This is a genomic window from Adhaeribacter aerolatus, assembly GCF_007991635.1.
Lineage (GTDB): Bacteria > Bacteroidota > Bacteroidia > Cytophagales > Hymenobacteraceae > Adhaeribacter > Adhaeribacter aerolatus.
Genome location: NZ_BJYS01000018.1, coordinates 111,683 through 138,677 on the forward strand (window position 1 = coordinate 111,683; position 26,995 = coordinate 138,677).

The 26,995-nt window shown below is 43.9% G+C and carries 23 protein-coding genes; 16 read left to right on the plus strand and 7 right to left on the minus strand.

Features of this window, described 5'->3' with window-relative positions:
* Positions 1-132: 132 nt before the first annotated feature.
* The 4 genes from AAE02nite_RS13010 to AAE02nite_RS13025 form a co-directional block, all read right to left on the minus strand.
* Entirely contained in the window at positions 133-984 is an 852-nt protein-coding gene (locus AAE02nite_RS13010) for a LiaF transmembrane domain-containing protein (protein WP_146898177.1), read from the minus strand.
* 525 nt (positions 985-1,509) lie between these two features.
* Positions 1,510-1,809 (minus strand): DUF3784 domain-containing protein, encoded by a 300-nt coding sequence (locus tag AAE02nite_RS13015; RefSeq protein ID WP_146898178.1) that lies wholly within the window; start codon positions 1,807-1,809, stop codon positions 1,510-1,512.
* A gap of 71 nt (positions 1,810-1,880) precedes the next feature.
* Positions 1,881-2,756 carry an inositol oxygenase family protein gene (locus AAE02nite_RS13020; protein ID WP_146898179.1) on the minus strand — a complete coding sequence of 292 codons (876 nt, stop codon included), beginning with the start codon at positions 2,754-2,756 and terminating at the stop codon, positions 1,881-1,883.
* A gap of 402 nt (positions 2,757-3,158) precedes the next feature.
* Entirely contained in the window at positions 3,159-4,124 is a 966-nt protein-coding gene (locus tag AAE02nite_RS13025) for an NAD(P)-dependent alcohol dehydrogenase (protein WP_146898180.1), read from the minus strand.
* Between the two features lie 422 nt (positions 4,125-4,546).
* Between AAE02nite_RS13025 and AAE02nite_RS13030 the strand changes: the two genes are divergently transcribed.
* Entirely contained in the window at positions 4,547-5,659 is a 1,113-nt protein-coding gene (locus AAE02nite_RS13030; RefSeq protein WP_146898181.1) for an acyltransferase family protein, read from the plus strand.
* 451 nt (positions 5,660-6,110) lie between these two features.
* Here AAE02nite_RS13030 and AAE02nite_RS13035 read toward each other — a convergent pair whose 3' ends face one another.
* Both AAE02nite_RS13035 and AAE02nite_RS13040 read right to left on the minus strand, forming a co-directional pair.
* Positions 6,111-6,425 carry a hypothetical protein gene (locus tag AAE02nite_RS13035; protein ID WP_146898182.1) on the minus strand — a complete coding sequence of 105 codons (315 nt, stop codon included), beginning with the start codon at positions 6,423-6,425 and terminating at the stop codon, positions 6,111-6,113.
* 153 nt (positions 6,426-6,578) lie between these two features.
* Entirely contained in the window at positions 6,579-7,811 is a 1,233-nt protein-coding gene (locus AAE02nite_RS13040) for an alpha/beta hydrolase-fold protein (RefSeq protein ID WP_146898183.1), read from the minus strand.
* Between the two features lie 371 nt (positions 7,812-8,182).
* Here AAE02nite_RS13040 and AAE02nite_RS13045 point away from each other — a divergent pair, with 371 nt between their 5' ends.
* From AAE02nite_RS13045 to AAE02nite_RS13100, 12 genes are all read left to right on the plus strand, one after another.
* Complete coding sequence (locus tag AAE02nite_RS13045) at positions 8,183-8,746, plus strand: RNA polymerase sigma factor (protein WP_246151018.1); 564 nt, start codon at positions 8,183-8,185, stop codon at positions 8,744-8,746.
* Positions 8,746-9,552 (plus strand): HEAT repeat domain-containing protein, encoded by an 807-nt coding sequence (locus tag AAE02nite_RS13050; protein ID WP_146898184.1) that lies wholly within the window; start codon positions 8,746-8,748, stop codon positions 9,550-9,552. Before AAE02nite_RS13045 ends, AAE02nite_RS13050 begins: the two co-directional genes overlap by 1 nt.
* A 15-nt stretch (positions 9,553-9,567) precedes the next feature.
* The gene (locus AAE02nite_RS13055) at positions 9,568-10,428 is read left to right on the plus strand and encodes a DUF4097 family beta strand repeat-containing protein (RefSeq protein WP_146898185.1); all 861 of its coding nucleotides are present in this window, start codon (positions 9,568-9,570) and stop codon (positions 10,426-10,428) included.
* Positions 10,429-10,468: 40 nt separating this feature from the next.
* Entirely contained in the window at positions 10,469-11,326 is an 858-nt protein-coding gene (locus AAE02nite_RS13060; RefSeq protein ID WP_146898186.1) for a DUF4097 family beta strand repeat-containing protein, read from the plus strand.
* 851 nt (positions 11,327-12,177) lie between these two features.
* Complete coding sequence (locus AAE02nite_RS13065) at positions 12,178-12,831, plus strand: acyltransferase (protein ID WP_170252597.1); 654 nt, start codon at positions 12,178-12,180, stop codon at positions 12,829-12,831.
* A 229-nt stretch (positions 12,832-13,060) separates the two neighbouring features.
* The gene (locus AAE02nite_RS13070) at positions 13,061-15,550 is read left to right on the plus strand and encodes a PIG-L family deacetylase (protein WP_146898187.1); all 2,490 of its coding nucleotides are present in this window, start codon (positions 13,061-13,063) and stop codon (positions 15,548-15,550) included.
* A gap of 138 nt (positions 15,551-15,688) precedes the next feature.
* On the plus strand, positions 15,689-17,377 hold the full coding sequence (locus AAE02nite_RS13075; protein WP_146898188.1) for a sodium:solute symporter family protein: 1,689 nt from the start codon (positions 15,689-15,691) through the stop codon (positions 17,375-17,377).
* Positions 17,378-17,595: 218 nt separating this feature from the next.
* The gene (locus AAE02nite_RS13080) at positions 17,596-18,303 is read left to right on the plus strand and encodes a hypothetical protein (protein WP_146898189.1); all 708 of its coding nucleotides are present in this window, start codon (positions 17,596-17,598) and stop codon (positions 18,301-18,303) included.
* A 168-nt stretch (positions 18,304-18,471) separates the two neighbouring features.
* Positions 18,472-19,248, plus strand: a complete 777-nt coding sequence (locus AAE02nite_RS13085) for a trypsin-like serine protease (protein ID WP_146898190.1) — start codon at positions 18,472-18,474, stop codon at positions 19,246-19,248.
* 208 nt (positions 19,249-19,456) lie between these two features.
* Positions 19,457-19,894, plus strand: a complete 438-nt coding sequence (locus tag AAE02nite_RS13090) for a VOC family protein (protein WP_146898191.1) — start codon at positions 19,457-19,459, stop codon at positions 19,892-19,894.
* Between the two features lie 330 nt (positions 19,895-20,224).
* Positions 20,225-20,779 carry a VanZ family protein gene (locus tag AAE02nite_RS13095; RefSeq protein WP_146898192.1) on the plus strand — a complete coding sequence of 185 codons (555 nt, stop codon included), beginning with the start codon at positions 20,225-20,227 and terminating at the stop codon, positions 20,777-20,779.
* 313 nt (positions 20,780-21,092) lie between these two features.
* Entirely contained in the window at positions 21,093-21,482 is a 390-nt protein-coding gene (locus tag AAE02nite_RS13100) for a hypothetical protein (RefSeq protein ID WP_146898193.1), read from the plus strand.
* 172 nt (positions 21,483-21,654) lie between these two features.
* Here AAE02nite_RS13100 and AAE02nite_RS13105 read toward each other — a convergent pair whose 3' ends face one another.
* On the minus strand, positions 21,655-23,028 hold the full coding sequence (locus AAE02nite_RS13105) for an MBL fold metallo-hydrolase RNA specificity domain-containing protein (RefSeq protein ID WP_146898194.1): 1,374 nt from the start codon (positions 23,026-23,028) through the stop codon (positions 21,655-21,657).
* A 234-nt stretch (positions 23,029-23,262) separates the two neighbouring features.
* On the opposite strand from AAE02nite_RS13105, the gene AAE02nite_RS13110 reads away from it, so the two are divergent.
* From AAE02nite_RS13110 to AAE02nite_RS13120, 3 genes are read left to right on the plus strand one after another with little or no spacing between them, the layout of a single operon-like run.
* Positions 23,263-24,066, plus strand: coding sequence for a hypothetical protein (locus AAE02nite_RS13110; RefSeq protein WP_146898195.1), 804 nt, complete (start codon positions 23,263-23,265; stop codon positions 24,064-24,066).
* Between the two features lie 11 nt (positions 24,067-24,077).
* Entirely contained in the window at positions 24,078-25,766 is a 1,689-nt protein-coding gene (locus AAE02nite_RS13115; protein ID WP_146898196.1) for a hypothetical protein, read from the plus strand.
* Complete coding sequence (locus AAE02nite_RS13120) at positions 25,750-26,991, plus strand: radical SAM protein (protein WP_146898197.1); 1,242 nt, start codon at positions 25,750-25,752, stop codon at positions 26,989-26,991. Before AAE02nite_RS13115 ends, AAE02nite_RS13120 begins: the two co-directional genes overlap by 17 nt.
* Positions 26,992-26,995: the final 4 nt, after the last annotated feature.

The window sequence follows — 26,995 nt, forward strand, 5'->3', positions numbered from 1 at the left end:
ATTTAGGATGGGGCTGGGATGAGAACTTAGCCAAAGGGCTTTGCTAGTTAACCTGGTCACCGCTTCTGCCCGGCAAGTTGCGGGTGAAAACACGCCGCAACAGCAACCAGGCTTGGTTAGGTCCTTTTTAATTTAGTAACTGCGGATATCGATGCCGCCCAGCAGCGAAGTACCCCTAATGATGAGCACTTTGTTGTGGTCTATGGTGCCCGATTGCAGAAAGCGTTTGTCTTCTACGCCGCCAAAAATTGCAGCTACTTCCGAAATAACATCCCAGTGCGGCGGTACAATAATTTTGGTCCCGCCCAATACCTGCGTTACATCCAGAATAACCCGGCCCTGAATATCGGCCTGACTCAGGTTTATTTCGGCGCCGCCCAAGAAGGTTACGATTTCGCCACCCTGAAAATTTTTAGAAATAATGTTCTTTTTTACCCCGCCAAAAACCGAGGTCGAACTCAGGAAATCGCTAGAATAAGCCGAACCGGCATAGTTGCCGGTAGGGTCGGTGTTGTTATAAGCCTGGCCGGTATAATCGGAGGCGTAGCTGCTGCCAGTAAAAGGCGCATCCGGTGAAGCCGCAGAACCGGTAAAACCGTCGGGTCCGGTGCCGGGATTATTGCTATTGAGCCGGGGCCAGTTGTTAAAGCGGTGTTGCCGGTTGCGCCCAAATATCATGTATAAACCAAAAAGTATAAACAGGAGGGGCCAGATATACCTACTGAGATTCATGAAAGGGTAAAAGCGGTCGAACAGGAAAATCGTACCGATGGCTACCAATATAAACCATGCCGGGTTGCGGTATTGGTGCTTGGCGCCAATAAATAAACCTACCATAATTAAAATCATGGGCCAGCTAAAAAGCCATCTGGGGAAAAAGAAAAAATCGAGCCGGTGGAGCAGCAGCACCGCGCCAACCATAATTAATATAAATCCGGCCATAGCTTTGCCTGAGCTGGGCCGGGGAGATGGTGTATGTTGCATTTCTTTACTTAAATAAATTATTTAATCAAATGTACTGAAACCGAATGGCGGCGGCAATCACCCTTTGGCAATCTACCTTACTATTCCGGTAAACAGCGGAAATAGGCCTGTGAATGACACTGCCGGATTTTGCCTTTGTTATGGTACAAAAAAATAATTGTATATACAAGTTAGCGCTTTGGCACTGGAAGGCGATATTTCTTAAAAGGGTGCGATTAATACATCTGTACAAAGTTGCTTATCAGCTGTAAAATCCCCCAGCTTTTCCTTATTCCCGGAGGTAATATTTTGCATAGGATAAGTTACAGGCAAATACCAGACTTGGTTAAATAGCGGTTTTACGCCTCTACGCAGAAGATTCTTAACAGAAGGACGGAGTGATAGTTTTGAATCTAATTCGTAGCCTCTTATCAGGAAAGACTTACACTGAAATCAGCCTAGAAAGAATAAAAGCCATACCGGCTAGGGTATGGCTTTTATTCTTTCTAGGTTGATTTCAAACGCTCACCTGCAACAACTACTAAATTATTTAAACCGGTTAGCTACTAAATTCAGGTACAAAACCAAAGCTAAAATGGGAACCAATGAAGTAAGTAAAAAGGCATCGGGCCAATAAACTTTACTAACAACGCCTAAAAATATTATTAGTAAGCCAACCAGCATAAAAGACCTTTTCATCAGCAACGCGTAGCCGCTGATATTAAACCTTTCCTTTTGATCTTTGGGCAGGGTGTTATAACCCGCTATCAGCTCAGGATTTTTTACAACTAAAAATCCTAAACAGATAAACAGTATGCCCAAACCCACATTAAGCAATAATATCATGTTAAGCTACATATTTAACGGCTACCTCCTTTTTGATACTGCTTGGGTTAAGCTTAACCAACGGCAATATTTTATAACCGGATAACGGCCGGTAAATATTTGGCCAGCAACTCGGAGTAGTAAGGTTTCAGTTCTTCTACTACGGGAGGCTTCGGGCTCTTCGAGTATAAATCGTACGGGTTAAATTTCTTTACCCACCCGAACATTTCGCGGTCATGGTCATCCATTAAGTGCTCGTAAGCATTCTCGCGGTGCTGGGCGTAGAACGAGTGGTACCGAATCATGTACAGCGCGGGCTCAGGCAAATAATCTTTCAGCAGGTGGTACAAATATTCGTCGTGGCCCCACGACATGTGCACGTTGCGCAAACCGCAGTTTGGTTCGTAAACGCCGTATTTGGTGTTGTAGCGTTCGTCTTTGGAATCCGGGTTTAATGCAAAGAATTCCGGATAAACAATTTTGTCGGAGAACTGGCAGCCAACCGGGAAGGTATCGCCCACCACGGCCCATTGCGGCTCGCCAAATAAACAAAGCACTTTACCTACGTCGTGCATTAACCCGGTTAACACAAACCAGTCCGGGTGACCATCGGCCCGAATGGCTTCGGAGGTTTGCAGCAAGTGTTGTAACTGGTCCAGTTCAATATCCGGGTCAGAATCATCTACGAGGGTGTTCAGGTAATCAAACATTTCCCAGATGGCCAGTTCTTTTTTATCAAATTTCAGAAATTCGGCCTTTTTCTGCTGCACAAAATCAAAAGTTTGGTACTGGTGGTTTAGGCGGTAAAATTCGCGTACGGTATCGCGACCCGGATTGTCGTAATTCCGGTATTCCTCTTTTGCCTTGGTCTCGGGTTCCGGGTAACGAGCCAGTACATCATCCTCCCACACATCCAGGCTGGGTAGGGGCGCTATTTCTTCGGGTCGAAGCGTTTCTGAATTGTTCATATTGCTGGGTGTTTAAATACTTTTAAATACAAGAGCCACAATATATTAAAAATTTATAACAGATAAAAAAAGCTACATAAAAATGATACTCTTTATGCGTGCCAGGCCAATTATAAGTTGCATTGATACACTTTAATTTTGGGGGTAGTACCAGGTTCGGCAGAAGTAAACTGTTTAACGACTGGGACCGAAAGGAGCGGGTGGGGGTTCGTATGAGCAAAGAGCATATTATGACCCGAAGCACCTCCTTGAAAGTTTTCGTATCCTTCTACTCATCCAAGCCACTTTATTCTTTCCTACTTTCCTTAATTGTTTATTCCTAAACTGATTAAGTCAAGTATCATTAGGTTACTCTTTTGTAATAACAGAACTTCGATTAATAGCTGATGTACTTTCTATTCATCATTCCGATATTTTTATGACTACGTTACCTGTTTTCTGGCCGGATTCAACGTATTGGTAGGCATCAGTTATTTGTTCCAAGGTATATTTTCTGTCGATTACAGGTTTGTATAATCCCTTTTCAACCAGTTCTTTCAAGAATATAACATCTTCTTTACTAATCGTCGGGATTGGGAATAAAACTTTTTTGCCACCGAAAACCGGCGTGGTAAGGGCATAATATAAGTTCTCGGCATTTTTACCTAACTCGGTGGAAATGTAAATCCCCTTTTGGGTAAGGAGTGGTTTACATTTTCCGAAGGAGCTTTTACCTACTGCATCAAATATAAAATCAAACTTTATAGCTGTTTTTGTAAAATCCTGGTTCTGATAATCAATTACAACATCGGCGCCCAATGATTTAACCAGATTTACATGTTGGGTATTACAAACAGCCGTAACCATGGCTCCAAAATATTTTAGCAATTGCACAGCCGCTGAACCAATAGCGCCGGTGGCACCATAAACTAAAACATTTTGTCCGCCCGTTACCTTTGCTGCTTTAATATTATTTAATGCGTAGTGGGCACCTTCTGTAATGGGGGCTGCTTCCTCAAAGGTTAAGTTTTTGGGTAAAAATGTAATGGCATCATTTTCGGCAATAGTTAAATATTCGCCATGGCCGCCACAGGTTTTATCGTTGTAACCAAAAACTTTATCTCCTTTTTGGAAGGTAGTTACACTTTTGCCGGTTTCTTCAATAATGCCGGCAAATTCACAACCTAGTATTGGGTATTTTGGTTTTAAAAGGCCACTCCAAAACCGTGAAATAAAATATTCAGCACTCCGAAAGCCGGCGTCTGTCCGGTTTACGGTTGATGCATATACTTTTAATAGAACCTCGTTGTCACCAGGTTTAGGTTTTTCAACCTCCATTAATTGGGCAACTTCAGGTGGGCCATATTTTGTATATACAACGGCTTTCATATTATTGTACGCTTAAAATCTGATGGTAGTGATTTTATTGTTGCCAACTTACTTGACTCGTATGGAAAACCATCCGCTCTAACGGACAGCCGCTTCACGGTAATCTCTAAAATATTCTATTATCTTGTAAAGGGGCAAACCTTCTTAATTCCAGGTATAGCCCAACAATGGCTGGCTTACTTTCAATCGTACAATTATATATCCCAATCAGGGGTGTATGTATTTCCCTCCAATATTAATTTAATTTCAATAACTGCCGACGTTAAAAGGCTTTTAGCAGTGGCGACTTTGGCAATTCTTCATATCATCTAAGCACGAAAGCCCAATATACGATTTGTTATGTATATTTAGCGTTTCTGCCGCTATAGCCTACAGCCAGGGTTAGCGGCGCAGGAATTTTTCACCCTATCTAACGAAGCACGATGAATAAAGAAAATCTGGACGGAGGTATTTTAAATACGAAACAGCATTTTGAGGTTCTGGATGGATTAAGAGGTATTGCCGCCCTGGCTGTGGTTATTTTCCACTTCATGGAATGGATTTTCACTGATATTAACAAAAACTTTATTGGCCATGGTTTTTTAGCGGTAGATTTCTTTTTTTGTTTATCCGGATTTGTGATAGGATATGCTTACGATAACCGTATCGGGGAAATGGGCGTGAAGGAATTTTTTAAGTTGCGGCTGATACGGCTGCATCCTTTAGTGGTTTTGGGTTCGGTATTAGGGTTATTGGGATTGTTCCTGGACCCCTTTGCCTCACCCAGCACTTACGACGCCGGCAAACTCCTTTTGCTGTTCTTTTGCTCCGCTTTTCTCATTCCCTTTCCGGTAATGCCAGACCGGGCTTTTAATCTTTTTGGGCTCAATGCGCCCTCCTGGTCACTTTTTTGGGAATATGTGGCCAATATTTTTTATGCGGTGGTGCTGTATAAGGTAGGCCGCCGCTCCCTGGTTGTATTAACTTTGCTGGCGGCGGTAGGCATTTGCCTGGTTAGTTACCGGGCCGGAAACCTGCTGGGCGGATGGTCGAAAGATAATTTTTTAGACGGCGGTGCCCGGGTGGCTTACTCCTTTTTAGCGGGCCTCTTGCTTTACCGTTCTAACTGGATTATTAAAAACAGGCTTGGGTTTACAGTGTTAGCCATTTTGTTGTTTTTAGCCTTTCTCATGCCCGGGTCTAAGTGGAACTGGCTGACGGAGGCTTTGGTGGTACTCTTCTATTTTCCGCTGCTGGTTTCGCTCGGCGCCGGCTCTAGCCTGTCGCCGCAATGGAAAAAGGTCTGTCGGTTTGCCGGCAATATATCCTATCCGCTTTACATGACACATTATGCCGCCATCTGGGTCTTTGGGAATTATTTTACCAAAGAAAAGCCGCCGCTTGGTGAACTGCCCTATATCATTATACCGGGCATCATTTTGCTGGTAGTTTTTGCTTACTTCGCAATGGTGTTCTTTGATATACCGGTGCGGCGATACCTGACCAGAAAAAGAAAGCAACAGCAAAAGCTTCAACCTTATCAACCTGCACGATAGCCGCTACCGGTTTGTACGGGCTATACCTGAAGCACAACCGGAATTAGAACTTGAATAGGATTAGAGATTGTATATGTTTATTTTGTACAATTCATTCCAATGGCTTCCGGTTTAGATTGAATATTTTAAAAATTCAAGGCTTAAGAACCGGTTAGAAAAATAATTAAAACCTTAATCGTGCATTCCAGTAAAGTGCAGCCAAATTGCCAAATCATCATCCTACGGCATTAGCCTTTTTTCTTCTTCCAAAATGGAAGTAATTGGTTCATAGCCCCGGTAGTAGCTATCCGTTTTTGGATTCAAAATATTCCTTATTTTGCCCTAACTCTTTTAGATTGAAATTTGCCAAATAGGTTAGTTACGTCTTTCCCATCTGCAGACACTACTTTGTTAAAGCCTTTGAAATAAAGCGTATCACCTTTGAGTTCAAATGTTTGCCAGTCGCTTGCACTTACATAGGCAGGAACGCTGCTGTAACGGAATGTTTCCTTATAGGCGTTTCCATCAATAGTGTAACTGCCGACTCCTGCTTAGACCATTTGCCCGAAGAATCCGGCATGAGAAAAGAAAAATGGCCATCATGGTACATCTTGAATTCTGTAATTTTTCCATCTGGCGATACCGTTTCCCATGCACCATTAATAGGTGAGGTGGAAGAAGTAGCTGTCGGATCGCCTTTCGTTTTCTCATTTTGATTACAGCTTAGAACTGTTGTTGCCAACATAATAAACAAGGGAGCAGCTAATGACAATTTAAATTGATTCATTTGCATTGATTTTTGAGTTTAAAAATTTTTAATAACAGAGTGAGCTTTTTTAATAAACATAGCTTTAAGGTTGAAGCTTGGTCTTCGTGTAACCGCCAACGTTTCTGCTTTGGCACGTTTTAATGTGCATTAGTTTTTCGTTGTGCGTAGCTTCTATTTCAAGAGAACCTCCAATTTACTTCTGGTATCCTGAAATTCTTTGATGGTCAAGGCTTTCTGGTAACTTTCAATTGCTCTCTTTTTTTCACCTTTAGCAGCATAAAAATCTCCGAGTGAATCATGGACATTAAAACTTACCGGAAAGTTGCTCACATTTGATTTGAACAAGTACTCTGCTTCATCCATTTTCTTTTGCGACATGGCCAGATAACCCAGTTGATTTACTATCATTTCCGGAACCGGAACATTAAAGCCAAACTGCTTAGATACCTCTTTAAAATGATTTTCGACTTTCGTAATGGTATTCCTGGAGAATTTAGAGTAGTCTTCATCCTTGAACCTAAGATCGTAAAACTTGAAAATAAAGTGCAAGGCATCATAGGTAGCAATCAAAGGTACTGATCCATGTGAGTCGCTACTGTAGTATTTATAATTATAAGCTAAACCGTTTTTTTTATTTTTCTGTAGCAGGTTATTCATTGTTAGAATGGAACGGATATGCTGTGTTTGAGGAGAGGTATCCCGTTTGACTTTCACAGTGTCCATCCCCGGATTCATGGTATTGGCAATCCCTAAAAATAACTTTTTGCCTTTGTAGTCCTGCTGTGCCAGCAAGCCACCGGCTTTTGACAGCAGTTTCTGGTTATCCCACCACATGCTGGGGTCAATTGCTATGTAGGCGTTAAACAGATCTTTGTGGTTTAAAAATAGGTTCGTAACGGTCAATCCGCCCAGAGAGTGACCAATCAACGTACGGTAAGGCAAAGTTGGGTAGGTTTTCTCAATATAAGGCATCAATTCCTTTTCTAGGAAAGAAGCGAACCGTTCGCCTCCGCCCGAGGTTCTAACGGCATTGCTGTCATTCATCATCGGATCAATGTCAACATGCGAAGGTGTTAAGTCCCTCATTCTATCAGTATTTGGTATACCCACTACAATCATTTCCGGACAAATCATGTTGCCGTTGACAGAACTGAGTTGCTGGATCATACCGACCACCGAGTAAAAATGGGCATTACCATCCAAGAGGTAAACAACCGGGTACTTTGCCAGGGCGTACAATCCGTCGGAAGCGGAGTTTGGAACATAAACCCAAATTTTTCTTTTTTCCTGCAAGATTTTGGAGTCAATACTGTCGATGTTGCCAAGAATGATTTTGTTTTCTAGTTGGGCCTTGCTTGTATAGGAGACAAGAACCAATAGGAGGCAGGATAGATATTTTCTCATATTAATATATTAATGGATGATAATAAGTTTCGTACAACTATTGGCTAAACGGAGTTCGTTCCGGTTATCTGCACTATACTTAGGTATTTTATTCCGTTTAGCCAGCCACAATCAACCAATAACCGGAACTGGACTAACCAATATACTATATATAAATGTAAGTATAAACAAAAGGAATAAATATTCCTTTCTCAGTTACGCTCCCTTTTAAATGCCGATTAAGCTTCTACAAAACAAGTATTTATGGGGCAGCTTACCGCCACGCAAACCGGCATCATGCATTTTCTAAAAAATAATATTAAATTTCTGTAACTAATCTCCCAACCCCAGGTTTCCCTGTTTGCTTTTAGAAATCCTAACCACCTGAACGCTTGGAAGCAGTTACCGATAATGCCCTGATGCTGAAAGTAAAAGCCGGTGATACCGACCGCTTAGGTTTGTTGTTCGAGCGCTATCACCGGGCCTTGTACAGCTTTTTTTACCGGCTTACCAGCAGCAGTGAGGTGAGCGAAGATTTGGTGCAGAATGTTTTTCTGCGGATGCTGAAGTACCGGCACACCTATACGGGCGAAGGGGAATTTAAAACCTGGATGTACCACCTGGCCCGCAACGTACACGCCGACCATTACCAGAAAAACAAGCGACTGGGCTTTGCCGATGACTTTACGAACCTGGAGAACAAGCTGCGGGATGATTTTTCGGTAGAAGAACAGACCCGGCAAAACGAAGAAATGCATTTGCTGCAAACGGCTTTAAGCCAGCTGGAGGTAGAAAAAAGGGAAGTATTGGTGCTGAGCCGGTTTCAGGGGTTAAAATACAAAGAAATAGCCGATTTGTTCGGCTGCACCGAGGGTGCCATTAAGGTGCGCGCCTTCCGGGCGCTGGATGAACTAAAAGCCATTTATTTAAAACTGGAAAAGCAGGAGATAGCTTAATGGACGAAAAATTAGAAAAATTAATGGCGGGTTTTTTGGCTCAGAACCAGACCGAAGCAGAAAAAGCCGAAATGGAAGCAGCTATTTCGGCCGGCGAACTGGACCTGGACAAAGTGAACGAACTGACGCAGTTTAGCAACCGGTTGGCGGCGGTACCCCTGCCGGAACCCATCGAAAGCCTGCGGAGCAATTTTTACCAGATGCTGGCGGAAGAAAAGCGAAAAGAGAAATCTGGCTTAAAAGTACCTCCATGGCTTTCGAAGGTCCTTGACCGCATCCGGCAGGAGTTTACCCTGGGGCAACTAGCGTATAGTTTTTTAATACTTGCCTTGGGCGTAACCCTGGGCCTGCAGTTTAGCCGCAAGCAAAGCGCCGACGACGAAAAGCTGGTGGCTTTAACCACCGAAATGCAGCAGATGAAGAAAATGATGATGCTCACGCTGCTGGAACAGCCCTCGGCCACCGACCGGTTAAAAGCGGTAAACCTGACCAGCGATATGGAACAGGCCGATGATAAAGTAATAAAATCGTTGCTGCAAACCCTAAACACCGACCCCAGCGTGAATGTGCGGCTGGCCGCCATCGAAGCGCTTTACCAGCACGCCGATAATCCGGTAGCCCGCGAAGGCCTGGTGAGTGCCATTACAAAACAAGATTCGCCGCTGGTGCAACTGGCCCTGGCCGATGTGGTGGTGGCTATGCAGGATAAAAATGCCGTGAAACAACTGAAACAGCTTTTAGAGCAGGAAGACTTAAACGAAGCGGTTAAAGTTAAAGTGAAGGAAAGCATCCAGGTTTTGATCTGATAAAAAACAGCAGTTATGAAAAAAAATGCATTACTGATAATTCTGTGGTGTCTGACCACTGTGACCTGGGCTCAATCGCAAACCGAAACCATCAAGAAATCCCTGGCTTTTAAAAACCCGGGTGGCGCGCGGGTATTATCCGTCGAAAATATTCATGGTTTTGTGCACGTGGAGGCATATAACGGCGATAAGGTAGAACTGGTAGCGGAGAAAAAAGTATCGGCGAACGACCAGCAGGAGGTGGAGAAAGGTATGCGCGAAGTAGAGATTAAAATAATAGAAGCATCGGATAGCATTTACGTGTACCTGGATGCGCCTTTTATCTTCCGGAAAAAAAGCCGGGGCCGGAACATGAATATTAACCTGGATGATATTAAATACAAATACCAGGTAGATATGACATTGCGGGTACCGGCCAAAATTAACCTGGCGTTGTCTACCGTAACGGAGGGCGACGTAGCGGTTTCGGGTGTTACCGGCGATATTAAAGTCCGCAACGTAAACGGACCGCTTAAACTTGCCAACGTAGCAGGTAAAACCGATGCCAGTACCGTAAACGGTCGCATTGATATTGCCTACGCCGGTAACCCTACCGCCGATTCGGAATTTAAAACCGTTAACGGCAATATTAATGTGCATTATGCGCCTAACCTGAACGCTACGGTTTCTTTTAAATCGTTGAATGGCCAGTTTTATACCGACCTGACCGATGTAGAAATGATGCCGGTGCAGGTTGTGAAAAATACAGAAGGGCGGGGTGCCGGCACGGTATACAAAATAGATAAAAAGCAAAATTACCAGGTAGGCAAAGGCGGTCCGGCCTTACGCTTCGAAACCCTGAATGGCAATATTTACCTGAAGAAAAAAGAATCCTGAACTAAATAAAATCCGAAAATAGTATTACCCGATTAATTATATGAAAACTTACAGAAAAAGTTTGCTGGCAGTGGTTTGCCTCCTGGTGAGTGTGCTTACGGCCGCAAAAGCGCAGAACAACGATTCCGAAAAGATCCAAATACCCCTAAGTCAGCCCAACAAACCCGGTACGTTGCGGGCCAATTTATTAAACGGATCTATTACGGTTACCGGCCACAAAGGCAAAGATGTGGTAGTTACCTATAATTCGCGTGATGGCAAAAATAAAGAAAGGCCGCGCGATAAAGATGAGTCGCAGGGCTTGCGCCGGATACAAAACACGGCTACCGGCCTGGAAGTACGCGAAGAAAACAATACCGTAACCGTAAAAACCGATGCCTTTAACCGTACTGTTGATTTGCAGATACAGGTACCTTACGATTTCTCGGTAAAATTAAAAACCTTGAACGATGGCGTGCTGCTGGTAGAAGATGTAAACGGCGAGCTGGATCTGGATAACCTGAACGGCAATATTAATTTGCGTAACGTGGCCGGCAGCGCATCGGCCTCCACGCTTAACGGCGACATAGTGGCCAGCTTTAAAAAAGTAACCCCCAACATGCCCATGGCTTTTAGCAGCCTCAACGGCAAAATAGATGTTACGCTGCCCCCCTCGGCTAAATTTAATGCCAAGCTAAAATCTGATAACGGCGAAGTATTTACAGATTTTGATATGGCTATGGATAAAGGAGGTAAAGCAGAAGGGGCAGTACCACCTAATAATTTCCGGGGTGGCGATGTCCGGCCCGGCACCCGCATTTACCTCGATAAGTGGCTTACCGGTAAAATAAATGGCGGTGGCCCCGAAATATTGTTCAAAAACTTTAACGGTAACATCTACATCCGCAAGAGCAAGTAAGGATAAAAGCAGGCGTATTTAACAAATTTGGTTTAGCTGAATTTTTTAAATGTTGCTGAGATAAAAATATTAAAATAACCCTTTCCCGAAGGAGCCCGCCCGTACAAAGGCGGGCTTTTTAATTATTTAATTCTTTATCCCAAGTCTCCTAAGTGGTATTCCAAAAATGCGTTTTTCTTTTGAAAGATTACATCTTTCAATGCACATGCACTAACTGGTAGTAAAAGTCTAAGAAGCCTCCGAGCTGGCGGCCCCCGTTTGGCCACTCGGTCTCTCAACTTTCCTTTCCTCCTGCGGCGGAATGCTGCGCACCGGAAACCCAGAAGAACATCTTCCAATAAGCCCTAGCTGTCCAAACTGATGTAGTATGCGCTTAGCTGATGCCTTACCAAGTTCAATTACAATCTAAACAAAGCCTCTTCCAATAAAGCTATTCCATAATGTTCCGGTTCGGCCAAACTCCTTCCCTGGTTTAGGGAAGGTGCCCGGAGGGCGGAAGGGTAAAACTCTTCCAGGAGAAAAGTGCGCTGCACCGGCGCAAGCCACCCAACAGAAAAGCGCGAAAGAATATCAGACCGAAGCAGTCTACGAAGTACCTTAACGCAAACTGGTACTTGACCTGATTTTCTCTGAAATTAAGATTACCTGAACTGGTTTGAAAACTCTCTTTTAAGAGAAGTTATTAGAAAAAAGTTGTTTGTTTAGCAAGCAGGTTTTTAACAAAGTTTTTGAATCTGTAAAATGAATAATAAATATAATAATTAAGATATTTATTTGTCGTTTAAGGCTATATTGAAGGTTTGCTGTGGCATCACTACAAGGCCGGATGCAGTCTGATTAAATCAGTTTATATGAATTGGAGAAATTTATTTAGTGATGTTAAAAATATATTTAAAAGATTAGATCGGATTGCCTTACTGAATACGATTAAAGCAAAAGCTAAAAACCAGGGAAATGGTTTTATTTATCTGAATCGGAATACTTCGCTGCAGTTGGCCCCAGCGGCCGTGCTTCTGATCGAAAACCAGGCGTATTTCTATTTTAACGAATATTGGCACCAGCCCGATCCTTTTCCGGGTATGCTGGGGGTGCACACCGGGGGCGTTATGCAGGTAACCGGCAACTTTACTATTTATTCGGGCGCCCGGTTGGTGGTAAACGAAAATGCGCGGCTGGTATTGGGCAGTGGCTACATCAACCACGGCCTAAATTTAAATTGCTTTAAAAGCATCGAGATTGGGCGCGACGTAGCAATTTCGGAAAACGTAACCATTCGGGATTCGGATAATCATGGGATGAAGGCTGCTGGTTATAAAGGTACGTTGCCTATAAAAATTGGCGATCATGTCTGGATAGGTATGAATGTTACGATTCTGAAAGGTGTAACCATTGGGGATGGGGCTATTATTGCGGCCGGAGCGGTAGTTAATAAAAATATTCCGGCCCGGTGCTTAGCTGCCGGCGTACCGGCCCGGGTATTAAAAGAAAACGTGGAATGGCATTAATTTTACTTACCGGTTCCAATTCCTATTGGTACCTGCGCGCCGGCTAGTTTAAACCGTAATAAATTTTGCAGTTTGTAAACGGACATAAGGTAGAGGGAAGAGGCGGTATAAAAATATTTGCCTATTTTAGGGCCATTATCAAGTATTTAAGGGTCACCGGCTAAATAAAATACCAGCGGGTAATTTTAATCGTTTTAAGGGCAAATTAACGGTCGTTTAATTTTAACAAATGCGTAAGCTTTTTCACTTTTGTGGGTTAATCACTCTTTTATTATTCATCTATTTGCCGGGTTTAAAAGCCCAGGCACCGGTTAAGCCAGATGCGGCCGATATTTTACTCGGGTTAAAAAAACTAAACGTGGTGGGCAGTGCTCTGTACGTGGCCGCACACCCCGATGATGAGAATACCGCTTTAATTGCCTGGCTCGCCAACGAAAAAATGGTAAAGACCGGGTATCTTTCCCTTACCCGCGGCGACGGGGGGCAAAACCTGATTGGATCGGAAATTCGCGAGCGCCTGGGCCTAATCCGGACCCACGAATTACTACAAGCCCGGCGGGTAGACGGCGGTCAGCAGTTTTTTACCCGCGCCAACGATTTCGGTTTTTCGAAAGATTATCAGGAAACCTTAAAAATCTGGGATAAAGAAAAAGTACTGGCCGATATGGTTTGGACCATCCGTAAATTTAAGCCCGATGTGATGATTACCCGCTTTACCCCGGAACCCGGCGGTACCCACGGCCATCATACCACCTCGGCTATTCTGGCTTCCGAAGCTTTTGAAGCGGCGGCCGATCCCAAGCGATACCCCGAACAATTAAAATACGTTTCGGTGTGGCAGCCCAAACGCATACTATGGAATACTTCTTCTTTTTTTTACGGCGGCGAAAACCAGTTCGACCCAACCGGTAAACTGGCCATTGAAATTAGTACGTTTAACCCGATTCTGGGAAAATCTTACCCCGAGATTGCGGCGACCAGCCGGAGTATGCACAAAAGCCAGGGTTTTGGCAGTGGCAGCAATTACGGTAAAGTAACCGAATACTTAGTCCACACCAAAGGGGACGAATCCAAAACCGACTTGTTTGCCGGCATTAACTTGACCTGGAACCGGGTGAAAGGCGGCGAAAAAATAGCCAAATTGCTCCAACAAGCTATTGCGCACTATAATCCGGCTAATCCGGCAGCCAGTGTACCGGTTTTGCTGCAGGTAAAAGCCGCCCTGGAAACCATGCCGGATAACCCTTACCAAGCCCAGAAGGGAGCTGATTTGCAGGAACTGATTAAAGCTTGCCTCGGATTGTTTTTAGAAGCAACGGCTGCCCAAACTTCAGCTACCCCCGGCGAACCCGTTAACGTTACGGCCATTGCCGTTAGCCGTTCGCCGGTGCCGGTAGAACTCCAGAAAATTACCTTTCCTTTAACCAGCCAGGTAATAAACCAGAATAAATCGCTGCAGCAGGCTTTCGTATCTTCTAAAATAACCGTAAATCTGCCGGCGCAAACACCCACTTCGCAGCCATACTGGCTTAAACAGGAAGGTACGGTGGGCATGTTCGCGGTAAATGATCAGCACCTGATAGGCTTACCCGAAAATCCGCCGGCGCTAACGGCCGAGTACACTGTGCGGGTAAACCAGGTGCCCTTTACCTTTACGGTGCCGGTGGTTTATAAGCGCGTAGACCCGGTGGAAGGAGAAATTTACAAGCCTTTTACCGTTACGCCACCAGTTTTTGTAAACCTGACCGATAAGGTGTTGGTATTTGCCGATGATAAACCAAAACAATTAAGCGTAACCGTAAAAGCCGGCAAGGAAAACATGAGCGGCCGGGTTGCGCTGGAGGTACCCCAAGGCTGGCGGGTAGAGCCGGCTGCCGCGGAATTTACCTTGCCGGTAAAAGAAGAAGAAAAAGCTTTTGTTTTCCAGGTTTATCCCACCAATACCCAAAGCGAAGGCACCTTGCGGGCGGTGGTGCAAGCCAATGGCCAAACGTATAACCAAAGTCTGGTCAGCATCGATTACCGGCATATTCCGGCGCTACAGTTATTTCCGGAAGCAACCGCCAAAGTTACCCGCCTCGACCTGAAAAAAAGCGGCTCCCAGATTGGCTACCTCATGGGGCCCGGCGATGAAGTACCCGCCAGCCTGAACCAGATTGGTTACCAGGTTACTTTGTTAAGTGAACATAATTTAACCGCTGCCGCATTAAAGCGCTTTGATGCCGTAGTGGTAGGTGTACGGGCTTACAACACGAATAATTATTTAAAATTTGCCCAGGCGGACTTGCTCGATTACGTAGCGCAGGGCGGAACCCTGGTGGTGCAGTACAACGTCAGTTCGGGCCTGGTAACCGATAAACTCGGCCCCTATCCTTTGCAATTATCCCGCGACCGGGTAGCGGTAGAGGAAGCGCCCGTCCGGCTGCTGAAACCGAACCACCCGGTACTAAATTTCCCGAATAAAATAACCGCCGCCGATTTTAATGGGTGGGTGCAGGAGCGGGGCCTGTATTTTGCAAATAAATGGGATAACCAATACGAGGCCATCTTGTCGTCGAACGACCCTGGAGAGCCGGCCCGGGAGGGTGGTTTGCTCGTGGCCAAGCACGGCAAGGGCTATTATATTTATACCGGATACGCTTTCTTCCGGCAGTTACCTTCGGGAGTTCCGGGTGCTTACCGCCTGTTTACCAACCTGATTTCTATTGGTAAAAAATAATTAATTCATGGATCAAGAGCGTTCAACAGATAACCAAAAACCTCCTTTTTTTAATTCCTGGCGGCCCTTTTATTTCTTAGTAATCGGGGCCCTTGTTTTACAGATTATTGTGTTTTACGCCATAACCCGCTACTTCGAATGAGTTATCTCGATTGGGGTGTATTGGTGGGTACGCTGGCCTTTATTGCGGTGTACGGCATGTGGAAGACCCGGGGCAGCCAGAACATTGAAGGCTATCTGAAGGGCAATAATTCCGAAAAATGGTGGACTATCTGTTTATCCATTATGGCTACCCAGGCCAGCGCAATTACTTTTTTGTCAACCCCCGGGCAAGCTTACGAAGATGGCATGCGCTTTCTGCAGTTTTACTTTGGGCTGCCTATTGCCATGGTCATTATTGCCATTTCGTTTATACCCATTTATTACCGGTTAAAAGTATATACCGCCTACGAATTTTTAGAAAGCCGCTTCGATTTAAAAACCCGGTCGCTGGCTGCTTTTCTTTTTCTGGTGCAACGGGGCCTGGCTGCCGGCATCACCATTTATGCCCCGGCTATTATTTTATCTTCTATTCTGGGCTGGAACGTAAATACCACTAGCCTCATCATTGGACTGGTGGTTATAATTTATACGGTTACAGGAGGCACCCGGGCTGTAAGCGTAACCCAAAAGCAGCAAATGGCCGTGATGATGGGGGGCATGATTGTAGCCGGCCTAATTGTCATTAACATGCTGCCGCCGGAAGTTTCGTTTTACGATGCCGTGCAGGTAGCCGGTAAAATGGATAAGCTTAACCTGATTAATTTTTCTTTCGACTGGAATGACCGGTACAATGTGTGGTCGGGCGTTAGCGGCGGCTTGTTTTTATTTATGTCTTACTTCGGCACCGACCAGTCGCAGGTAGCGCGGTATTTATCCGGCAAGTCGGTTACGGAAAGCCGTTTGGGTTTGCTCTTTAACGGGCTGCTGAAAATACCCATGCAATTTATTATTTTGTTTATCGGGGTAATGGTTTTTGTGTTTTACCAGTTTGTGCAACCGCCGGTATTTTTTAACAAAGTAGCCAAAGAGAAACTGTACGAAACGCCTTACGCCGGCAACCTGATACAGTTGGAAGCAGAGCATAATGCCAATTTCAAAGAAAAATCGCGGGTAGTCCGGGAGATGCTGCGCGGCATCCAGGCCGAAGATGAACCCGCCATTGCTGCCGCCCGCACCGAGCTGAACGGTATAGAGGCCGAAGGCAAAGCCATCCGGACCGAAGTAAAAGGTCTGTTACAGAAAGCCAACCCCCAGGCCGAAGTAAAAGATACCGATTATGTATTTATCAGCTTTGTGATGCAGTACATGCCTACGGGTATTATCGGGTTGCTGCTGGCCGTCATATTCTGTGCTTCCATGTCGTCTACGTCTTCGGAACTGAACGCGCTGGCTTCTACCACAGTTATCGATATGTACAAACGTTCTATTCGGCCGGAGGCTTCCGGTGCCCATTACCTGCAAGCCTCCAAACTGTTTACCGTTGGCTGGGGAATGTTTGCTATTTTGTTTGCCACCCTCGCTTCCCAACTCGATAACCTGATTCAGGCGGTAAACATTCTGGGCTCGCTCTTTTACGGTACCATCCTGGGAATATTTGTCGTAGGTTTTTACCTGAAATCCATTAAAGCCCATGCGGTTTTCTGGGCGGCTGTGCTGGCCGAGGCGCTGGTAATCCTAACCTATACTACTACCGAGATTGGGTTCCTGTGGCTCAACCCAATTGGGTGCTTACTGGTGATTGGATTGGGATATTTTTTCCAGGCCGTATTGCCGCAGAAAAGGTAACAACCATTACTTAAAAAACGCAGAGAATTCCGGGAATGCATTAACTCCTAAACAGATCTGTAAGGGAGCGGAATATTTAATCTTTTACTTTATACTTATTTTTATATATAGTATATTCGTTAGTCCAGTTCCGGTTATCCGTTGATTTGGGGTGGATAAACAGAATAAAAATACCAAAGTATAGTGCAGATAAGCCGAATATTCGGTTTAGCTGCTAGTTGGCAGGAACTTTTAATAGCAACAAAAAAGAATTTTTAAATATTATGAGAATCACTAGCGTATTGGCTTTTCTGTTCCCAAGCATTCTTTTATTCATTTCAGCCTATAATCTTACTGAATATTTTCTTAAAGATTACATTTATAAAGTTATCGGCAGAGAAGTCTATTTTTTTCCGGATAAAGAATTAATGTTTGTGTCAGCTCTTATAAGTTTATTGATATTTTTTTTATTTTGGGTGCAAGTAAAATTCATTCCATCCAAGTATTTTAACTATTTATGGTTTGTTATACCTAATATAGTTGAATTAATTGTATGCACATTTCAAAATAAAAGTTACGAGCCATCTCTACAATTAATCTTTTGTGGTATCCTCTTATTTTTTTCCTTAAAAAGTTATTTGACTCGATTTATTGGAAAATTGACTTCCACTGAAATAATTTATAAAAATTTATTCGGCCAAGTAGGAGTAATTCCACTAAGCACAATTACAAAATTGGAACAAAAAAGAAGTTTACTTTCAATAATCAGAGAAATTAGATTACTAGAAATAACTCAAAAGACCGGGATTACTTTTCATGATGAAAATATGGACGAGTATGAAATAAATTTATTTACAAGAGCATTCCAGAACAATATTATGTTTAACAAAATTATTGAGAATGCCCATAGTTCTGGAAATACTAAAATCAGACAATATACAGCTTGAAAAAAAGCATCTGCCAACCACACCTAAAAACCAATAAATCGCTTTTTAGCTAAGGAGCGTTAGTCAGAATTAATTAATCAACTTATAATCTTTTATGTCTTGATTCTTGGAGAATGGGATCTCAAGATAATTTATTAAAAACATGCTCATTACAAATAAAATGACTATATGAATCAGGGAACAGCAATAGCCCCCGGAAACAATATACTCCTAAAAACTTTTCTGGTAATCAGTTTACTTTTAAGTTTTACCAGTTGTTCAGGCCAAGAGAAAGTTTCAACAAAGAATTTTGACGAAATTACCTTGGTAAACCATATTCAATTCCATAACAATAAATATGATCAGCAGAAATTCAGTTGCGGGTTTCTGTTAGAAGCGAACAACGATACTTTTGCTGTAACGGCTAAACATCTTTTAAAAGTCATTAAACCCCAAGAGATGAAGGCCTTGCTATTTGAAGGAATGGTAAAACAATGGTCGATGTATCCGTTGAATAAAAAAGAGGAGATGGTAGTAATGGATAAATTGCTTAACCAAAGTAAAGCTGAATTACTGGACAGCAAAGCTACGTACGAAAATGACTGGTTAGTTTTCTCCGTTAAAAAGAATTACTCAAAAGTTAAACCGCTCCAACTTAGGACATCTGCCTTACAGCCAGGAGAAAAATTATACGTGGTGGGATGGACCCGTACCATGGAAGACGGACCGCAAAGGGTTTATGAATTTGAATACTACAAAACGATTGCTAACCGCATTTTATTAAAAGATGTAATTGCTCCGGAAAAATTTGGTGGATTAAGTGGCGCTCCGCTCGTAGATGCCCAGGGATTAGTGGTAGGAATTGTTTCTAATGGGACAACGGACCCTGATTCAAATAAAAAATATTTCTCACCATGCGCATTAGTCTCATTGGCTTCATTTTTAAATAATTCTAAGCAGAAATAAAAGATTCATTTAGATTTAAACCTAAAGCTTTTTTGCCACATTATTTTGTTAGGATTTATAGGTTTAGGATAGGAAATACTAAACGCTAACCACACCTATAAGGCAGCTTCGCTATCCGCTATACCAGTAAGTTAATCGTCTTTGTAATGCAACACCCTGCACTCGGATATTCAGATTAGGAAATAAAAAGTAACTAAAAACATAAATTATGGCCCTTATCAATCCACACATTAACTTCAACGGAAATGCCGAAGAGGCATTCAATTTTTACAAATCAGTGTTTGGCGGAGAGTTTGCAAAGATTATACGCTTCAAAGATATAACAAGCACTAAATATCCGATAGCAGAAAACGAGGCAAATAAGATAATGCACATTGCTTTGCCAATTGGCAAAAACGTTTTGATGGCCAATGACATCCCGGAAAGTATGGGACAGGTAAATGAAAATGAAAACAGGTCTAAGATATCTGTTAGCGCCGAAAGCCGTGAAGAAGCCGACAAGTTATTTAGCGGGCTTTCAGCAGGCGGAAATATTGAAGTGCCTATTAGCGATAGCCCGTGGGGCTCTTATTTTGGTATGTTTAGAGATAAATTCGGTATTGAATGGATGGTGGATTTTGACCCGAATTATAATGGAAAAGTATAAACAGCAAGCAACGGATGCCTAGCAGCGGCCTGGCAAAAGTTGGATTGCTGTGCTTCAAAGGAGTACTCTTGCTTAACCGGCAAGGGTTCTTCGTAGGGGCCTTCTAAAAATTCTGCCCTTTGCCAAACTGTAAACCGGAAGGCGTAATTCTTGAAAACAGGTCGGTAACGTGTTATTATTTAAACTAATCAGGATTTTCGCAAAATGGTTTTTTAACATTGTAAATCCTCCCCCTTGCCCCCTCCGAAGGGGGACTTTGGATAATTTTGCGAAAGTCCTGCTAATGTTTAAAATACCAACCGCAGTTATGTATATAATATTATCGATGGCATGAACTTACAAAAAAAGAGGAGGTATAGTTCGGACGTTAATAATGTAACAAACAGGTTAACTACTGTATTATTTATAATTTATATAATAGCACTAGCCTGGATTTTATTATTTAAGTTGGGCGTACAATTTTCTTATATGGAAAAAAGGAACGTAAACTTAATTCCGTTTGGCGAACTATTCCTGAACGGTAAAATTGATGCCGGTGAAAACCTGATGAATGTGGTAATTTTTGTACCACTTGGTATGTATGTGGGCGTTTTATTTAGCAGTTGGCGTTCAGGAAAAAAATTCTTCTTCATTTTCTTGATGAGTTTAATAGTGGAAGGGCTTCAATTTATTATGGCCGTGGGTGCCTTTGATATTACCGATTTATTTACCAACACCTTAGGCGGAATAATTGGATGGATGATATTTAAAGCTACTGAAAAGATATTTGGTGATAGATTTAAGGCACAAAAATTTATAAACCTAATAGCCGGTTTAGCAACGGCCTTAGTTATTTTACTTTTATTTTTACTAAAAATGAACCTTCTACCAATCAGGTATCAATAATAAATTTCGGAAATTCCCAATACCGTTTCTTTTAATATAAAACGAATGCACCACAAGCCCTTTATGGTAGTTGTGCCTCCGGAAAGTCAAATCTGTCGGTTAGAACAGGCAAAATTCAGACTGTTCTGTTCGAACTTAATTCCCTTAAGTTTCCCACCCGTGGCTTTGTCGCGGTCGTTAGTCAAGAAAATTAAATGTGAACACAATATAAAATCAGAGCAATATTATGCGATACCATTTCCGGATACCTGACTTCCCAGATTCTAATTTCGAGATTGAATCTTCTATTTGGACGGGTAAATCGAAAGTGTATATGGACGATGTGTTGTTAGAACAGGCAAATGAAAAAGGGAAACCGTTTCTAATTCCAACATCTGAAGGAGAATATATCAGGGCGTTTCCGAAGTCCTCTTACCCGGATTTAGTTCCGGTTTTAGAAATAAAAGGCAAGCAAATCCAAATTGTTGAAAAACTTAAATGGTATCAGTACGCAATAGGAGGCATTCCTATCTTACTGCTTTTTATAGGTGGGGCAATTGGAGGAGGTATTGGAGCCGTAGGCGCAATCACCAATTTCAGAATATTCAGGCAAGAAGGAAGTGCGGTTTCTAAATATTTGAAAGTAGTAGGTATTATTATCGGAACGTATCTGCTTTATTTTATAGTCACGGCTTTCTTTTCTGTTCTGTTTAGTAAAAATTAAGTGGTGTGTTGCAGCTTGTCCTTTACCTGTTGTTTCTATAAATTGCCTGGTAATCTTTATTGATTTAAAGGTGAAATTTAGGTATTAAGCCGGAGTAATGCTCAGGTATCAAAAAACCGGTTCCGGATGCCAAAACCGGGTTTTTGATATATTTCTTACGGCAAATCAGGTTTTACACCACATACGAAAGCCGCTGTTCCGGAATTTCTATATTATTATAACCTAGTTCTTCCAGGTCGGTTTTCAGCCTTTCCATTACCCGTTTTTCGCCATGTACCAAAAATATTTTCTTTATATTTTCTTTTTCCTGGCAGTGCAGAAACTTAGCAATATCGCTGTAATCGCCATGGGCACTGTATTCTTTCATTTGAATAATTTCGGCTTTTACTTCTACTTCATCGCCAAAAATATATACCTTCTCAGCCCCGTTCATCAGCTTGCCGCCCAGCGTAGAAGGTCCGCAATAACCGGTTATCAGCACGGCGCTGTTCGGGTCGGCTAAGTTGTTTTTCAGGTGGTTGCGGATGCGGCCGGCCTCCATCATCCCCGACGAAGAAATAATAACGCAAGGTTCTTCCAGGGAATTTAACTGTTTAGAATCCTCGGTTTCGGTAATATAAGTAAGCTGCGGAAAGCCAAACGGATCGGGGTCGGTTTTAATATATTCCAGCATGGTGTCGTTAAAATGCTCCGGGTTGTTCCGCATAATATCGGTCGCGTAAACCGATAAAGGGCTATCCACAAAAACCTTAATGTTGGGCAGACGGCCTTCTTCGGCAAGGTAGTTCAGCGAATAAATAAGTTCCTGGGTGCGGCCAATGCTAAATGCCGGAATTAATAATTTGCCGCCGCGCTCCACGCAAACTTCCTGCACAATTTGTTGAAGCCGTTCTTCGGTATTTTCGAGGTTGCTGTGCAGTTTATCGCCGTACGTCGATTCACATAAAATAATTTCGGCGGCCGGGCAAGGCTGGGGTGTTTTTAAAATGCGGTTCGCAAAGCGGCCGATATCGCCGCTAAAGCAAAGGGTACGTTCCTGGCCGTTGTCCTGGAGTTTCAGGTTGATGGCGGCGCTGCCCAATACATGGCCGGTATCGGTAAACAAGAGCTCTATGTCCTCGTCTATCGGGTAAGGTTGGTCGTAAGGTACCTTTTTAAAAAGCTGCAGGGCCGCTTCGGCATCTTCTTCGGTGTAAAGCGGTGCATCGGCTGTACTGTTGCCATTGTTATTTTCCTGTATGCGGGCGCTGTCGCGCAAAAGCAGTTCGCATAAATCCCGGGTAGGCGGAGTGCAAAATATTGGCCCGGTATAACCCAGCTTTACCAGTCTGGGAATAAGTCCGGAGTGGTCGATGTGGGCGTGCGATAAAATCAGGTAATTAATATTTTCGGGTTCAAAATCAAAGTCCCGGTTTTCGTCTTCGTTGTTCTCGCTTTTGCCTTGCAACAGGCCGCAGTCGAGCAAAATGCGTTTGCCATTTTCTAAAGTTACCAGGTGCTTGCTGCCCGTTACACTTTGGGCAGCTCCGTAAAAAGATATAGTCATAAAAGGTGTTTAAACAAGTTGGCTTATCTACGGGCTGCGCAGGGCAGCGTTGCCATAAAATTTAAAGGCAACTAACTTTTATTTATTTGTCCGGAATGAGCCGGATAACACCTAAACCCGGCCGGTTGCAGGAAATTTTATTAGTGGTTAAATAAAATATTCCTAAAAAATATAAGATATATTAAAATACTGTATATTGGTATAGCTATCTTCTTTTATACCGATGTGCCCAAAATGGTTAAAAAAATATACCTGCTGATTTGTTTTTGGCTGCTGGTGCTGGGCACTTACGGCCAGGATATTATCACCCGTACCGATGGCGTGGAGATTAAGGCCCAGGAACTGGAAGTAAAACCCGGTCAGGTAAGCTTTAAGTTATTTCAAGTGCCCGATACCCTGGTTTACCAGATTAGTGTTCAGGATGTGCAAACCATAAAAATGGCGGATGGAAGTGTTAGAACTTTTAATTCGCCGGGCACCGCATCTGAAAAGAAAAACACGCCTTTTAATTACGAAACCCAATCGGGGCGTAATATGCTGTTGTTTTACCCCCTGGATTTAGTTTATGCCAATGCCACCCTGGCTTACGAGCGGATTGCCAGGTCCGGGAAAATGGGTTTCCGGGTACCAGTAAGTTTTGGTTTGAGTAAGGAATTTCAAAATAATTTTAATGAGTTTCGGCGAAATACCCGGTTGGGTGTTGGCCTGGAAATAAATTATTATCCGTTTGGACAGGGACGGCTGCAATATTATTTTGGCTCGGCATTGGGTTTCCGAACCTACCAGCTCCTTTATTATACATCCATAAATTCCCCTAACGGTCCCCAGCCACAGGAACATACCATGAAAGCCCAAATGTATTCTTTGGCTTTCCGGAACGGAGTTTATTACCAGGTAAGCCGGCATTTTATTTTATCGGCCGATGCTGGCTTAGGGTACCGGATTTTTCAGGAGCCGCAGCGGCCCGATGGTTATTACCCGGAAAACCGGGATCAAATGTTTCTTCCCGTTAACTTCCACCTGGGATTCCGTTTTTAATTATTTAGTATATGAGAAAAACAGCCGGCCAATATTTACTGGGTTTGCGGCCTTACCGGAATATTTTTTTGCAGCGCTACCTGGCTGTTCTATTATTAATTTCTTTTCTGCCTTTGGCGGTAGGTTGTAATTATTACCGGCTAAAAGAAAACCAGACCAACAGCAACGATAAACTGACGCAACTGCCCAACCACAAACGTTTTATTCTGCACCAGGGCGAAAATAGCTGGGAACTTAAAAATATCTCCTTAGGGGAAAAAAACATGACCGGGGATTTACAGGCAGTGCCCGCCGACCTGTTGCATTTTGTGGACGATAAGGCAGGATCGCCGCACCGGTATTTAAAAGAAGAAAAAGGAACCGCGCTGAATATAGTGCACCTCTACGTGTATGAATTTGCACAGGAAAATAACAAGCGGGCCATTATTCCGCTAACCGCCATAAAACGCCTCGAAATAACCGAGAAAGATACCGGTGCCACGGTGGCCACCCATGTACTAACCGGTATCGGCATTTTGGGCGCCGCTTTTGCCTTGTTGGTGATTATTGTTTTGCTGTTTAAAAGTTCCTGCCCGTTTGTGTATGTATACAACGGTAAAAGTTACGAATTTATGGGCGAAGCTTACGGCGGGGCAATTTTTTCGCCGCTGGAACGCGACGACTATATGCCATTGCGCAATTGGCAGGCCAGCTCGGGTAAAGTGCAGATAAAACTGGCAAATGAATTAAAAGAGCGGCAATATACCAACCTGGCGGAGTTACAGGTTGTACAACACCCGGCTGGTGTGCCGGTACTGCTGGACCAACAGGGCCGGCCGCATACCCTGCAGCAAGTAAACGCGCCCATAAAAGCCATCGCCTCCGATGGGGTTGATTATACCGGATCTTTGGCCAGCCAGGATAGCAGCGCCTGGGTTTTTAATAGTACAAAACAGAATATTAACCAGGTAAACCTGCAATTCCGCCGGCCCGCTAATAGCCAAACCGGTAAGTTGGTGTTGCACGCCCAAAATTCGCTATGGCTCGATTATTTGTTCGGAGAATTTACGAAGCAGTTTGGCAGTATTTATAACCGCTGGGCCGAAAGCCAGAAAGGGGTACCCGCCGCCGAATTAAATCAGTGGCAGCAAGACCAGGGTATTCCCTTACTGGTAGAAATACAAACCACCCGGGGCTGGCAGGTGGTAGAATGGATACCTCCCGTTGGCCCGTTGGCCGCCCGCGATTTGGTGGTGCCTCTCAACCTGGCTCAGGTAAAAGGCGAAGTGGTAAATGTGCGGTTGTCCTGTGGCTTTATGTTCTGGGAAGTAGATCGGGCCGGGCTGGATTTTACTCCGGATTTGCCGGTCCAAGTAGAGAATAGCAAGGCCCAGAGCGCCTTCGAAAAATCCGGGCTAAACAGCAGCCACTTAATTGCCGCCACCGACGAAAAATACCTGGAACAGTTCCGGGTAGGAGATGCCATAACGCTCACTTTTCTTTTACCAGATAAAAAACCGGAACAGGAGCAAACTTTATTTTTTCACACGCGGGGCTATTACGAACATATCCGCGAATATAAAGGACTGCCTAACCTGGTAAAGTTGCGGGAATTCGAAAAGCCAGGCCGCTTTATGCAGTTCTCGCGCGAGCGGTATGAACAACTGGCCCGCGAAAATAATTATTATAACCTGATCACCGCCCATGCTTCCGCCCGCTAACAACTTAATACCCGAGCTAAATATTTTACCAGATTCGGTGGCGGCTACTCCAAGGTCAACTGCTAAACCAGAAGTAAATATTAAACCTATTATGTTAAATAGGTGGCAGAGCTTTTGGGTTATGCGCCGCATCCGCTGGCATTTATTTCGGTTGGTTCTGGGCAAAGTCCGGAATCCGCTCAAAACTATTTGGGCTTTGCGCCGGCTAATTCAAATCCGGCGGGAATATTTAGGTGATTTTGCTTTTAAAAAAGTAGCCAAAGTAGATAACCGGTACTTCTTTGAGTACAATACGCCCGGCTGGCCCTCCCAAGCTTTCGACGATTACCACCTGGCGGAGCTGAACCGGATAGTGCCGTTCCAGCACAAGCCTTATGTTTTTAAAAACGTAATTGTGGCTATTACCAAAAAGTGTGCGCTACGCTGCGAGCATTGTTTTGAGTGGGATGTTCTTAACCAGAAAGAAAAATTAACTCTGGCCGATCTGCAAACCATAGTGCGGCAGTTTCAGGAGCAGGGGGTTGGGCAACTGCAGTTTTCCGGCGGCGAACCTTTGCTCCGGATGCCGGCGCTGTTAACTTTGCTAAAGACGGCTCAGCCCGGCACCGACTTTTGGGTACTAACTTCCGGCCATTTACTAACGTTAGAAACCGCCCAGGCTTTAAAGCAGGCCGGCCTAACCGGCGTAACCATCAGCCTCGACCATATAGAACCTCATTTACATAACCAGTTCCGGGGTTTTGCCGAGGCTTATAACTGGGTAGAAAAAGCAGCCTTCAATGCCAATCAAGCTGGGTTGGTAGTTGGTTTTTCGTTGTGCGCCACCAAAGAATTTGTAACTACCGACAATTTATTAGCCTACGCCAGTTTAGTTTCCCGATTGGGCGGCGCATTTATTCAGTTACTCGAACCCAAAGCAGTAGGCCATTACGCCGGGCAGGCAGTAGGTTTATCAGCCGCGCAACGGAAAATGTTAGAAGCGTTTTATACCAATCTGAATTATAATCCGGCCTACCACCACTTGCCATTAGTGGTTTACTACGATTACCAGCGCCGCCGGGCCGGTTGTGCCGGGGCCGCCGACCGCCACGTATACGTCGACACCGATGGGCAACTGCACGCCTGCCCGTTTTGCCAGAAACCTGCCGGCAATATGCTGGAAAAAAATATAGCTGGTTCTTTGGAAAGTCTCCGGCAAGCGGGGTGCCCGGTTTTAAACACTTAACAGC